The 11239-nt window shown below is 41.6% G+C and carries 8 protein-coding genes, 2 tRNA genes and 1 rRNA gene; 6 read left to right on the top strand and 5 right to left on the bottom strand.

The window, feature by feature from the left end; translation table 11 throughout:
- Window positions 1-24: 24 nt before the first annotated feature.
- A tRNA-His gene (locus F0227_RS21435) sits at window positions 25-100 on the bottom strand.
- Between the two features lie 42 nt (window positions 101-142).
- Window positions 143-219, bottom strand: a tRNA-Arg gene (locus tag F0227_RS21430).
- Between the two features lie 283 nt (window positions 220-502).
- On the opposite strand from F0227_RS21430, the gene F0227_RS21425 reads away from it, so the two are divergent.
- Complete coding sequence (locus tag F0227_RS21425) at window positions 503-910, top strand: cytochrome c5 family protein (protein WP_171755289.1); 408 nt, start codon at window positions 503-505, stop codon at window positions 908-910.
- 71 nt (window positions 911-981) lie between these two features.
- Here F0227_RS21425 and rep read toward each other — a convergent pair whose 3' ends face one another.
- Window positions 982-2997, bottom strand: coding sequence for a DNA helicase Rep (gene rep / locus F0227_RS21420; protein WP_171755288.1), 2016 nt, complete (start codon window positions 2995-2997; stop codon window positions 982-984).
- A 174-nt stretch (window positions 2998-3171) separates the two neighbouring features.
- On the opposite strand from rep, the gene F0227_RS21415 reads away from it, so the two are divergent.
- The 4 genes from F0227_RS21415 (at window position 3172) to F0227_RS21400 (ending at window position 8463) form a co-directional block, all read left to right on the top strand.
- On the top strand, window positions 3172-3747 hold the full coding sequence (locus F0227_RS21415) for a TetR/AcrR family transcriptional regulator (RefSeq protein ID WP_253822154.1): 576 nt from the start codon (window positions 3172-3174) through the stop codon (window positions 3745-3747).
- A 19-nt stretch (window positions 3748-3766) separates the two neighbouring features.
- The gene (locus F0227_RS21410; RefSeq protein WP_171755286.1) at window positions 3767-4873 is read left to right on the top strand and encodes an efflux RND transporter periplasmic adaptor subunit; all 1107 of its coding nucleotides are present in this window, start codon (window positions 3767-3769) and stop codon (window positions 4871-4873) included.
- An 11-nt stretch (window positions 4874-4884) separates the two neighbouring features.
- Window positions 4885-8016 (top strand): multidrug efflux RND transporter permease subunit, encoded by a 3132-nt coding sequence (locus F0227_RS21405; RefSeq protein WP_171755285.1) that lies wholly within the window; start codon window positions 4885-4887, stop codon window positions 8014-8016.
- A 195-nt stretch (window positions 8017-8211) separates the two neighbouring features.
- A complete protein-coding gene (locus F0227_RS21400) occupies window positions 8212-8463 on the top strand; it encodes an accessory factor UbiK family protein (protein WP_171755284.1) in 252 nt (83 codons plus the stop codon).
- Between the two features lie 120 nt (window positions 8464-8583).
- On the opposite strand, the gene ilvC is transcribed toward F0227_RS21400, so the two are convergent.
- Complete coding sequence (gene ilvC, locus F0227_RS21395; RefSeq protein WP_171755283.1) at window positions 8584-10068, bottom strand: ketol-acid reductoisomerase; 1485 nt, start codon at window positions 10066-10068, stop codon at window positions 8584-8586.
- A 132-nt stretch (window positions 10069-10200) separates the two neighbouring features.
- Here ilvC and ilvY point away from each other — a divergent pair, with 132 nt between their 5' ends.
- On the top strand, window positions 10201-11091 hold the full coding sequence (gene ilvY, locus F0227_RS21390) for an HTH-type transcriptional activator IlvY (protein ID WP_171755282.1): 891 nt from the start codon (window positions 10201-10203) through the stop codon (window positions 11089-11091).
- Between the two features lie 39 nt (window positions 11092-11130).
- Here the strand turns inward: ilvY and rrf are convergent.
- Window positions 11131-11239, bottom strand: a 5S ribosomal RNA gene (gene rrf / locus F0227_RS21385); the annotation flags it as partial.

Raw genomic sequence — 11239 nt, 5'->3', positions numbered from 1 at the left:
GGAAGCGAATGCTACCTAAATAAATGGGGTGGCTAACGAGACTTGAACTCGCGACAACCGGAATCACAATCCGGGGCTCTACCAACTGAGCTATAGCCACCACTATGTCTGCCGACAATACTAACTTAAATACTTCCGGAAATGGCGCGCCCGAAAGGATTCGAACCTTCGACCTTTGGCTCCGGAGGCCAACGCTCTATCCAGCTGAGCTACGGGCGCATGCCCTATCGGCGGAGTGGAATAATACGTATATCGCCATACTCCGTCTAGTTTTTTTTGCAGTTTTTTTATTAATTGTTGTCTTTTTCAGCAGTTAAGATGTGATAAAGCACTGATCATTTCAATCTGAATGTTTATTGCAACAAATTAACAGGATATAATCACTCAAAATTTACACCCGATTAACATCGTGTTTTCAAAAGATATAATCAATGAAAACACTATAACAATATTTGCGGTGTATCGCCCAATAAAAAAGATAATAGTAAAGTGAGCTAAAAATATGTCCTCAAGAATCCTTGGCGTGCTAATCGCCACTCTAACTTTTTCCGCATATTCGCTAGCCAGCAGTGTCAGTGAAAAGGAATACAATGATATCGCTGAACGTATTAAACCTGTTGGTGATGTCTATCTCGTTGGTGCAGAGCCTGTGGTAGAAAAGCCAAAAGGTCCTAGAACAGCAGAAAGCACATACGGTACATACTGTGTGGCTTGCCACGGCACTGGCGTCTCAGGCGCACCAATTAAAGGTAATGCGGAACAGTGGGCACCTCGTATTGCACAAGGCATGGACGTAATGACGGACCACGCTATCAAAGGTTTCAATGCCATGCCGGCAAAAGGAACATGTATGGATTGTAGCGATGACGAGATTGTTGCAGTAATCAATCATATGATTGAAGGTTTATAACCCTACACAATAACAAAGGCCATGGCTCTATCTAAAACCACGGCCTTTTTGTATGCAGTTTTCATTAGCGACTATTTTTTAAACATCGCTTTTAAGTTCGCAATATGAGCCTGTCCTTTCTCCATTCTTTCCTCTTGACTCACCGGTTTCTTAACACTCTCCCAGTCCACATCATCAAAAGGTAACTCATCTAAAAAACGGCTATGTTGTGGCTTTAACAATTCACCAAACTGTCTTCTCTCTTTACAGAGAGTAAAAGTAAGCTCTTTTTGCGCTCGAGTAATACCAACATAAGCTAAACGGCGCTCTTCATCGACATTTTCTTCATCAATGCTGGTCTGGTGAGGTAATACCCCCTCTTCTGCACCCATTAAATAAACATAAGGAAACTCGAGTCCTTTCGACGCGTGTAGAGTCATTAGCTGTACTTGGTCTGCATCACTTTCATCTTCACCTCTTTCCATCATGTCGCGTAATGTTAGTCTCTGCACAACTTCTTTTAAGGTTTTTTCTTCTTGGTCATAGTTATCACCTTCTAGATCCGCAACAATCCAACTATAAAGATCCGACACATTCTTCATGCGCATCTCAGCCGCTTTTGCACTTGAAGATGTTTCATATAACCAATCTTCATAGTTAATATCACGAACCAGAGAACGAACCGCTTCAACAGTATTACCTCTTTCCGCATTATCAGATATAGCCACAATCCAAGCGGTAAATTTTCGTAAGACTTCTAGTCCTCGACCGGAAAGAGTCTGTTCAAGGCCCATTTCAAAACTGGCCTCAAATAAGCTTTTTCCTCGCATGTTTGCATAGCTACCCAGTTTCTCTAATGTCACAGGCCCAATCTCTCGTCTAGGCGTATTCACTATTCGAATAAAGGCATTATCATCATCGGGATTAACCAGCACACGAAGGTAAGCCATAATGTCTTTAATTTCAGCGCGGGCAAAAAAGGAAGTTCCACCAGAAATACGATAAGGAATTCTATTTTGCATCAAAGATTTTTCTATCAACCTAGATTGATGGTTACCACGATACAATATGGCGTAATCTTTATATTCAGTACGATTAAGGAATCGATGTGCAATCAGTTCACCGGTGATTCGCTCTGCTTCATGCTCTTCATTGTTAGCCACCAATACTTTCAGCTTTTCACCATCAGGTAACTCAGAAAAGAGTTTTTTCTCGAAAACATGGGGATTATTAGCAATTAAGATGTTTGCCGCTCGCAATATTCTGCTGGTAGAGCGATAGTTTTGCTCCATCTTAATGACGTTCAAATTTGGGTAATCTTGATTCAACAACACCAAATTCTGCGGCTTCGCCCCACGCCAGGAGTAGATAGACTGATCATCATCTCCTACCACAGTTAAACGACCTCGTTCTCCGACAAGCAGCTTAACCAAATCATATTGGCTGGTATTTGTGTCTTGATATTCGTCCACAAGTAGATAGCGTATTTTCGCCTGCCAGCGCTCTCTTACTTCCGTATTACTTTTAAGCAGTTGCACCGGTAACGAAATTAAATCATCAAAATCCAATGCGTTATACGCTCTCATCTGCTTTTGATACACCTCAAAGCAGAAAGCAAATAACTGTTCTTGTTCTGAGCGCGCCCTTCCCTTAACTTGTTCAGGGGTTAACATGTCATTCTTCCAGTTAGAAATGGCACTTAATAAGGAACGAAGTAGGTCCTTATCGCCATCCAACTGCTCTTCTGTCAGCTCTTTTAACAGCGCCATTTGGTCTTGGTCATCGAATAAAGAGAATCCAGCCTTCAAACCAAGGACTTTATACTCTCGACGAATAATATTGAGTCCTAAGGTATGAAAAGTAGAAATCATCAATCCTTTTGCTTCTTTCTTTCCTAACGTTTGACCGACCCGCTCTTTCATTTCTCGAGCCGCTTTGTTAGTAAAGGTCACCGCAGCAATATTGCGAGCCTTATAGCCACATACCTCAACCAAATAAGCAATCTTATTGGTGATAACACGCGTCTTTCCTGAGCCGGCACCTGCTAATACTAAACAGGGTCCGGACACATATTTCACCGCTTGGTCTTGGCTGGGATTTAACTTCACTATTTTTAACCTAAATGAGTGCTTGAACTTTTGACTATAATAATCATCAAAGGAGCCGAAAGCTACGTAAGAATAACCTCAATAAATTAATGATAAAAAATGGTGTTCGTTTAAATATACAAATGTATAATATAAAAATGAATGAACGTTCATTCATTTTTATTGGGAGCAATAATGTCAGAACCAATTGAAGATAAGCGAACGCGAATTCTTGATGCCACCGAAAAATTATTGGCAAAAGATGGTTTTCAAGGCTTATCCATGAAGAAGCTTGCCAAAGAAGCGGATGTCGCAGCTGGAACTATTTATCGCTATTTTGAAGATAAACATCATCTAATTGAAGAGACTCGTTTATATGTTTCTCAACGGGCAGCAGACTATATTCAATCGAATCTAACTGATGATATGTCCTTAAAAGAACAATATCGTACTATCTGGCTGAATATTTGGAACTTAAATAGCACCGAATCAGCGGTAAAGAGTCACTTTCTTTATGAACAATTTGACTACACTAATGAAAGTAAAATTTTTCAACTCGAAAAAGAGATGTTTTACAAAGTAGTAGATTTATTTGAGACAGGGAAAGCACAAGGGTTGTTTAAGCCATTAGAAGGCTACATCCTATTTAGCGTCAGCCTTGACTCAAGTATTGCTCTGGCTAGGAAACAAAAAAATAGATGCATTCAGATGGATTCAAACGCAATAGAACAAGCGATTGAAGCCAGCTGGGATGCCATAATTCAACACTAAATTTGGAGTTCTAATAAGAATGAAAAAGTGGACTTTTTTTATGCTACTTATCGCAGTATTACTGTTTGGTAGCGTGATCGGCTTTAACCTGTTTAAGCAGAAAAAAATAGCTGAGTATATGGCAAACATGCCAGAACCTGTTTTCCCTGTTACCGTTGTCGATGTTGAATCGGTAGACTGGAAACCAACAATCCATGCTATTGGCTTTATCGAACCCTATCTAGGGGTTACGCTGACGGCGGAGTCCAATGGTGTAATCGACAATATCAAATTTGAATCAGGTGATACTGTTAAATCAGGCGACATGCTTGTTGTACTAGATACCGCGGTAGAACGTGCAAACTTAGCTAGCTCTCAAGCTAAGCTTCCAGCAGCAGAATCAAAGTACAAGCGTTATAAAGGCTTATTGAAAAAAGGCTCGATATCTCGTGAAGCTTATGACGATGCAGAGGCCTCTTACTTCTCTCTTAAAGCAGATATTCAAAGTTTAATGGCCTCTATCGATCGCCGTGAAATCGAAGCACCTTTTGATGGTGTTGTCGGTATTCGAGATGTTTACTTAGGACAGTACCTACAAGCAGGAACTAAAATTGTTCGTTTAGAAGACACCAGCGTTATGCGTCTTCGCTTTACCGTCCCTCAAACGGACATATCGCTCATTCACATCGATCAAAAAGTGAACATTAAAGTTGACTCATACCCTGAAGATACGTTTGAAGCATCGATCTCAGCAATCGAACCAGCAGTAGACTACCAAAGTGGTTTGGTTCAGGTTCAAGCTGATATCCCAAACAATGGTGGAAAACTACGTAGTGGTATGTTTGCTCGTGCAAACATTATCTTGCCAACAATTGCTGATCAAGTCGTACTGCCTCAGACCGCTATTACCTTCACCTTATATGGCGACAGTGTATACCTAGTATCAGACATTGATGGCGAAAAGCGTGTTAAGCAAGAAGTGATTACTGTAGGAGAGCGCAGTGGTTCTATTGCTCATATCCTTAAAGGCGTTAAATCTGGCGATCAGATTGTAACCTCTGGTCAAGTTCGCCTAAGTAATAATGCCAAAGTGAAAATTGTAGAAAGTGATGCAATTACACCGCCTGAAGAAACACCAATGCTGTAATTGGAGAGACTATGCGCTTTACTGATGTATTTATAAAACGTCCTGTTCTGGCGGTATCTATTAGCTTTTTGATCGCGTTGCTTGGCTTTCAAGCACTGTTCAAAATGCAAGTACGCGAATACCCAGAAATGACCAACACGGTTGTGACCGTAACCACAGGATATTATGGGGCCAGTGCCGACTTAATTCAGGGCTTTATCACTCAGCCTCTGGAACAAGCGGTTGCTCAAGCCGACAATATTGATTACATGACTTCCCAATCGGTACTTGGTCGTTCGACTATTACCGTGAACATGAAATTAAATACCGATCCAAATGCGGCACTTTCTGACATTCTAGCGAAAACGAACTCTGTTCGTTCTCAGCTACCAAGTGAAGCAGAAGATCCAACCGTGACGATGTCAACGGGCTCAACGACTGCTGTATTGTATCTTGGCTTTATTAGTGATGAGTTAGCATCAAGTCAGGTAACTGACTATTTAGAACGTGTAATCAACCCACAGTTATTTACTGTAAATGGCGTATCTAAAATAGACATCTATGGTGGCTCGAAATACGCAATGCGTATTTGGCTCGATCCAGCAAAAATGGCAGGATTAAACCTAACCGCTACCGATGTTATGGGTGTACTTCAAGCGAACAACTTCCAGTCCGCCACGGGCCAGTCTATTGGTGAGTTTGTTCTCTATAATGGCAGTGCCGATACACAAATATCAAATGTTGAAGAGCTGGAACGCTTAGTAATAAAAGATAAAAACGGCGATCTTATCCGTCTATCTGATATTGCAAAAGTAACCTTAGAAAAAAGCCATGATGCATTCCGTGCCAGTGCCAATGGCCAAGAAGCAGTGGTTGTAGCCGTCAATGCTGCGCCAAGTGCAAACCCGATAAATATTGCCCAAGATGTTCTTAAGCTATTACCTGAGCTAGAGAAAAACATTCCTGCCAATATCAAAATGAACGTCATGTATGACTCAACAGAAGCCATTAATGAGTCGATACAAGAGGTAATTAAAACCATCATTGAAGCAGCACTTATTGTATTGGTGGTTATTACGATCTTCTTAGGTTCATTTAGAGCGGTACTTATCCCGATTATCACTATACCTCTCTCTCTGATTGGTGTTGCGATGGTCATGCAGGGACTGGGTTTCTCATGGAACTTAATGACGCTGTTGGCAATGGTATTGGCCATCGGTCTGGTTGTTGATGACGCAATTGTGGTGCTAGAAAACGTTGACCGTCATATTAAGCTAGGAGAGTCACCATTCCGTGCGGCCATTATAGGTACACGAGAAATTGCTGTTCCGGTCATCGCAATGACCTTAACACTAGGAGCCGTATATGCACCAATTGCAATGATGGGTGGTATTACAGGCTCGCTCTTTAAGGAATTTGCTCTAACTCTGGCTGGCTCCGTATTTGTATCAGGCATTATCGCACTCACATTGTCACCAATGATGTGCTCTAAGATGCTTCTTGCTCACGCAGAACCAAACCGTTTTGAGAAAGCAGTACATAACGTTCTCGATAGAATGACCAATCGTTACGCAAAAATTCTATCTGTCGTTATGACGCGCCGTCCGGTCATTATTGCATTTGCCGTAATTGTATTTGCCAGCTTACCTTTGCTGTTTAAATTCATTCCTAGTGAACTTGCACCTTCAGAAGATAAAGGTGTGGTTATGCTTATGGGTACAGGTCCGTCTAATGCAAACCTAGACTACCTACAAAACACCATGAATGATGTCAATACGGTGCTAACAGACCAACCAGAGCTTAAATATGCTCAAGTATTTGTTGGTGTTCCAAGCTCTAACCAAGCATTTGGGATCGCGACAATGGTGCCATGGAGTGAGCGTGAAGCAAGCCAAGCTGATGTAACGGGACGTGTAGGTCAATTGGTTAAAGATATTCCTGGTATGGCTGTAACGGCATTCCAGATGCCAGAACTGCCTGGCGCGGGTTCTGGTCTACCGATTCAGTTTGTTATCACGACCCCGAATAACTTCGAAAGCTTATTTCAAATTGCTTCAGATGTCCTTGTAGCGACCTCTACTAGCCCATATTTTGTCTATTCAAATATTGATCTGAACTATGATTCAGCAACAATGAAGATCAATATAGATAAAGACAAAGCCGGTTCTTATGGCGTCACTATGAAAGACATTGGTAGTACATTAAGTACGATGATGGCTGATGGTTATGTTAACCGCATTGACTTTAATGGGCGCTCTTACGAAGTTATTCCTCAGGTAGAAAGAAAGTATCGTTTAAACCCTGAATCAATGAATAACTATTATGTTCGTTCATCTAACGGTAATCCTGTCCCACTTGGCAGTTTAATTTCGATTGATGTTGTTGCTGAGCCTAGAGCTCTACCGCACTTCAATCAGCTTAACTCAGCCACGATTGGTGCAGTACCAAGCCCGGGTGTTGCCATGGGTGATGCTATCGCGCAATTTGAACAGTTCGCACAGGATATGCTGCCTTCTGGATACAGCTATGATTACATGGGTGAAGCGAGACAGTATGTTACAGAAGGAAATTCGCTATACACCACCTTCGGCTTAGCGCTTGCCATTATTTTCCTTGTTCTGGCCATTCAATTTGAATCGGTAAGAGATCCATTGGTTATTATGGTATCGGTCCCTCTTGCAATATGTGGTGCTTTAATTGCGCTAGCTTGGGGCGCTGCGAGTATGAACATCTACTCACAGGTTGGTTTGATCACCCTTGTTGGCTTAATCACTAAACACGGTATTTTGATTTGTGAGGTAGCGAAAGAAGAGCAACTTCACAACCAGAAAAACCGTATGGAAGCGGTCATGGAAGCGGCTAAAGTGCGTCTTCGTCCAATATTGATGACAACAGCTGCGATGATAGCGGGTTTAATACCATTAATGTACGCCACTGGCGCAGGTGCTGCTCAGCGCTTTAGTATTGGTATTGTTATCGTTGCGGGTCTTGCGATTGGTACTCTATTTACTCTGTTTGTACTACCAGTTATCTACACCTATCTGGCAGAAAACCACAAACCACTTCCTGTTTTCCTTGAGGATGATGAGTTAGAAGAGCTTGCACTAATTAACAAGGCTGACGCTCAAGAGAAAGAGATGGCGAAACAATCTGTTCTCGAATAACTGATATGAAAACAGAATAATTTTTAAGGCTACTTCGGTAGCCTTTTTTATATCTATTGCACTTAATTAGCGATATCTATAAATGCCAATGGTTAATCTCAAATTTTTGTCATCAATAATTTTTTGTCATCAATATAGCGACAACACAGATTAGATTGCATAAAATAAGCGCAAATTGTAAGGAGTTAACCACCAATGTTTGACCCAAAGAAGCTAGAACAAATTGCAAAACAGATTCATGAATCAATGCCGGCACCGGTAAAAGAGTTGGGGGCTGATGTCGATCAAAAAGTTCGTCAAGTTATTCAAGGCCAATTAAATAAGCTGGATGTTGTTAGTCGAGAAGAGTTTGACGTTCAAACACAAGTCCTACTTAGAACTCGTCAAAAACTGACAGAAATGGAACAGAAGCTAACAGACCTTGAGCAGAAGCTGTCAGAAAAATAAGTCGTCCGACTCACTTTGCTTCATGCTCTGGAAAGACTCTATTTTTAACAATGTAAACGGTATAAAAAAGGCTTGGTTTTCACACCAAGCCTTTATTTTTATCTATCCGACTAAAACGAATTAACCGCCTACGGCAATGCGCTTCATATCCGTCATATAGCCACGCAACTCTTCACCAATATACTCTACCGGGTGGTTACGAATAGCATCATTCACTTCAATCAATGTGGCGTTATCTACTTGATTAGAACTCTCTGCCAAGCCTTTACCAATAACGTCAGTTGAAACATTAGGCATAAACTTCTCTCGTAAAAGAGGTGTCGCCACATTCGCAAATAAATAGTTACCATATTCAGCAGTGTCAGAGATAACCACATTCATTTCATATAGACGTTTACGTGCAACAGTATTCGCGATCAACGGTAGCTCGTGTAGTGACTCATAATAAGCTGACTCATCAATAATTCCAGAAGCAGTCATTGCTTCAAATGCTAATTCTACACCAGCACGAACCATCGCAATCATCAACACACCATTGTCGAAATACTCTTGCTCAGAAATCTCTACATCCGACTCTGGATAGTTCTCAAATGCAGTTTGACCCGTCTCTTCACGCCAACCTAATAGGTTAACATCGTCGTTGGCCCAATCAGCCATCATGGTGCAAGAAAACTCACCGACAATGATGTCGTCCATATGCTTGTTATAAAGTGGACGCATTAGCTCTTTAAGCTCTTCAGATAGCTCAAACGCTTTCACTTTTGCAGGGTTAGAAAGACGATCCATCATATGAGTAATACCGCCAAACTTTAGTGCTTCAGTGATGGTTTCCCAACCGTACTGTAAAAGCTTACCTGCATAACCGGCATCAATACCGTCAGCGATCATTTTTTCATAACAAACAATTGAACCCGCTTGAAGCATTCCACAAAGTATCGTCTGCTCACCCATCAAGTCCGACTTAACTTCTGCTACAAATGAAGATTCCAAACAACCAGCACGATGACCACCTGTTCCGGCAGCCCATGCTTTAGCAATATCCCAGCCTTCACCTTTAGGATCATTCTCTGGGTGAACAGCTATCAATGTAGGTACACCAAATCCGCGCTTATACTCTTCACGAACTTCTGTTCCTGGGCACTTAGGTGCAACCATTACCACAGTAAGGTCTTGACGGATCTTCATGCCCTCTTCAACAATATTGAAACCATGAGAATAACCAAGAGCAGCGCCCTCTTTCATTAAAGGCATTACCGTTTCAACAACATTGGTATGCTGCTTATCTGGAGTTAGGTTAACAACCAAATCAGCTTGCGGGATTAGTGTTTCATAACTGCCTACTTCAAAACCATTATCGCTCGCATTTTTGAATGATTGACGTTTCTCATCAATCGCTGCTTGGCGTAGAGCGTAAGAGACATTCAAACCAGAATCGCGCATGTTTAAGCCCTGATTAAGACCCTGAGCACCACAACCGACGATAACTACTTTCTTCCCTTTTAAGTAATCCGCCTCTGTTGCAAACTCTTCGCGATCCATAAAACGACAACGACCTAATTGGTCCAATTGCTCACGCAGGTTTAACGTATTGAAATAGTTAGTCATTACTAAAGCTCCTAAAAAATCTGTCCATTGGTCAGCGGCTTATGCGCTGAATAAACCCATACTAATTCAGGATTTAGCTTGCGGAAAGTGATATATTCACAATAACTTATTGCAATAAATGCAACGTGACTTATGAACATAAAAATCCTGCAACTATTTATCCACCTTTGTGACAGCAAAAGCTTCAGTAAAACCGCAGCAACCATGCATATAAGCCCGTCGGCTTTAAGTAGACAAATACAGAAACTGGAAGAAGAGTTAGGAGAACCATTGTTAATTCGAGATAATCGAAGTGTTGAACTAACCAATGCAGGAAAAACACTGTTACCAGTCGCTCACTCCATTACCAATGAGTGGTTCGACTTTAGAACAGAACTTTCAAATGCAACTAAAGAGCTTCAGGGAGAAATCCACCTATTTTGCTCTGTTACTGCAAGCTACAGCCATCTCCCAGACCTATTAAATGACTTTAGGCTCACCTACCCTCAAATAGAGATAAATCTTTCAACTGGGGACCCTGCACAAGCAATAAACAAGATATTACAAGGTGATGCTGACATTGCGATTGCAGCCAAGCCTGATCACTTACCAGCAAAACTCGCCTTCGAAGTGATTGGTCATATCCCCTTATCCGTTATTGCACCAATAGGGATCAGCAGTTTTTCTCAAGAGTTGAAGAAAGATAAGCCTAACTGGTCGCTAATACCGTTCATTCTACCTGAAGCAGGAACCGCGAGGGAGAGAGCGAATCATTGGTTTAAAAAGATGAAAATAAAACCAACCATCTATGCCCAAGTATCTGGACATGAAGCAATCGCCAGCATGGTTGCTTTGGGTTGCGGTATAGGAATAGCACCTGACGTCGTCATCAATAACAGCCCAGTTAAAGATAAAATACAACGGTTAAAACTGGATCCTGTGGAACCTTTTGATTTAGGTATATGCTGCCATCGTTCAAAACTGAATGATCCGCTCATCAAAGCATTATGGAAACTAGCGGAAAGAAAACTTATTTCTGCCTAGATCAAAAAAGCCTCCCGATTGGGAGGCTTCGAAAAATGAACCTAGCGATGTCCTACTCTCACATGGGGAAACCCCACACTACCATCGGCGCTATTGCGTTTCACTTCTGAGTTCGGCATGGAATCAGGTGGGTCCACAATGCTATGGT

This window comes from Vibrio sp. 99-8-1 (genome assembly GCF_013114595.1).
Lineage (GTDB): Bacteria > Pseudomonadota > Gammaproteobacteria > Enterobacterales > Vibrionaceae > Vibrio.
This window is presented reverse-complemented; position numbering and strand designations above follow the sequence as displayed.

Coding starts and splice junctions, on each gene's coding strand:
- F0227_RS21425 (WP_171755289.1), top strand. CDS start 503: ATGTCCTCAAGAATCCTTGGCGTGCTAATCGCCACTCTAACTTTTTCC.
- F0227_RS21415 (WP_253822154.1), top strand. CDS start 3,172: ATGTCAGAACCAATTGAAGATAAGCGAACGCGAATTCTTGATGCCACC.
- F0227_RS21410 (WP_171755286.1), top strand. CDS start 3,767: ATGAAAAAGTGGACTTTTTTTATGCTACTTATCGCAGTATTACTGTTT.
- F0227_RS21405 (WP_171755285.1), top strand. CDS start 4,885: ATGCGCTTTACTGATGTATTTATAAAACGTCCTGTTCTGGCGGTATCT.
- F0227_RS21400 (WP_171755284.1), top strand. CDS start 8,212: ATGTTTGACCCAAAGAAGCTAGAACAAATTGCAAAACAGATTCATGAA.
- ilvC (WP_171755283.1), bottom strand. CDS start 10,068: ATGACTAACTATTTCAATACGTTAAACCTGCGTGAGCAATTGGACCAA.
- ilvY (WP_171755282.1), top strand. CDS start 10,201: ATGAACATAAAAATCCTGCAACTATTTATCCACCTTTGTGACAGCAAA.